This is a genomic window from Gemmatimonadaceae bacterium, from assembly GCA_035633115.1.
In the GTDB taxonomy this organism is placed as follows: Bacteria; Gemmatimonadota; Gemmatimonadetes; order Gemmatimonadales; family Gemmatimonadaceae; genus UBA4720.
This window is the reverse complement of the sequence record DASQFN010000100.1, coordinates 1-1,708: the sequence shown is the minus strand read 5'-3', so window position 1 is coordinate 1,708 and position 1,708 is coordinate 1. Positions and strand designations below refer to the sequence as shown.

Genomic DNA, 1,708 nt, shown 5'->3' with positions numbered 1-1,708 from the left:
CTGGCGCTGCTTTTGTGAGGCCAGGGGATCTGCTTTCAGGTGCTGATGGGGAAAGCCCCGCGCTTCTGGCCGCCTCGAAGCGGCTCAATCCTCCTGCTCAGAAGTAGCAAGCTCGCCACTCACCTCACGCAAAAGGGCATTAAAACTCCAAACAACGTAACTTGACCCGCGGATTCAGTTCAATCCCGGATTTTGTCGCGGCTCGCAGACTCGCGCGACAAGAATCCTTAATTCGTTAGACGGCGCGGAGTGGAACCTGAGCTGCCTGTGTCATTCTAAGGGAGGAGGATCGCGGAATTCTAACCCGCTTTCGCTCTTGGCCCACTCGATGAGATCCTCGCGTGTCGGATGCTCGCCGAGGTTGACTGTAATCTGTCGGAAATCGCTGATCGCGAGAAATCCCGTTCCGCCCTGCACGAAGACCGTTGCATCCCACTCCTCCTTCTGCGGAATCCCCGCACACCGCCACGACAACTCGAAGTGCGTGTCGTGGTATTCGGACTTCGCGTCAACCGCCCATACATCCCACCCGGTTGTATGTGGTCCCTTATTCGTTGTCCACAGCAGAGACATTGTCAGCGTCTCGGTGCAAAGATTCTTCCGAAACCACTCGGCGATGTTTGCCGGCGTTAGCTGGCCTCGGTTGAGTGCACTGCCAAATTCTGCACCGAGGCGCTCGGTCTCCATGTCCGTCGTACTGTCTTCAGACCAATGATCACGAAGTTTCCGCAGCGCGTCGCCGATGTACGAGAACCGTCCAGTTAGCAGCGCACCTGCCAGGAAATGGGACGTATGGCCACTTCGAGCGTTGGCATCACCGCCAGGATCCCCGGGAATTGGCGTCATCCATCCGCTACAGGGCGGAAACGCTGTGGCGTCGTGAGTATTCGTCCAATCGGGGCGCGGGTATCCGCCGCGGGGCCGCTGCCTCGAGAGAAAATCGAGGTCAAGGCTCGTGACTCCGAGAATGGAGAAAACGTTATGGCCATCAGACTGATCCAAGGCCGGCACAAGGTAGGCCCACGCAAGGTCGAGGAATCCTCGCCAGTCCCAGCCTGACCAATCCGTGATCTCGGGAACCGCAGGCGCAACCGGAACTGTCGGCGTCACCGCTGGTGTTGGCGTTGGATGAGGCGCGGGCAACGGTCCGACCACAGCATGCGCGAGACAGTCGAGCGCTCGGGCAAATGCTTCGCACGAGGTGATGTCTCCACCTGCGAGCTGCTGAGAGATTTGGTCGATACACAACTGCGCACGCGCATCCCGATCCCCTGCGCCCGCGATCTCGGTGAGCTTCGCCTGGATCAGGAGAGCTGCGCCCTCGGGCGTCATACTCGCGCTACTGCTGCGCAAATCCTGAATGTCTTCCCACGTCGCTATCATTTGATTCCTCTCGCTTCGTAAGCCCGTCTAACGAATAGGATTCTTTCCGCAGTCTCGCCGAGAGTCAAGAGGGAGATGAGCGCGGCTGTGCGATTCGGCGAGCACTGCGGAAGGAATGCAGTTGGACGAAACCGCGGTCGGATCTATGGGGATTGAAGGGACCAGTGATGTGGCCTGATGCCGTGCTGCAGAAGAATGCGAGGTCGCAGGCGAGTGATAAGGCAAGAAAGCCTGGCCTTAGGTCGTGAGCAGACAAGGATCGCGGTGCAGCGAGGCAGAGCTGCAGTGAGTTCGAGTGTGCTGCGAGCAGTTGGTTGAGCGGCGG

At 59.0% G+C, this 1,708-nt stretch carries 1 protein-coding gene; it reads right to left on the bottom strand.

The annotated features are described in order from the left end of the window. Positions 1 to 270: 270 nt before the first annotated feature. Positions 271 to 1,383 (bottom strand): hypothetical protein, encoded by a 1,113-nt coding sequence (locus tag VES88_11975; GenBank protein HYN82213.1) that lies wholly within the window; start codon positions 1,381 to 1,383, stop codon positions 271 to 273. Positions 1,384 to 1,708 lie beyond the last annotated feature (325 nt).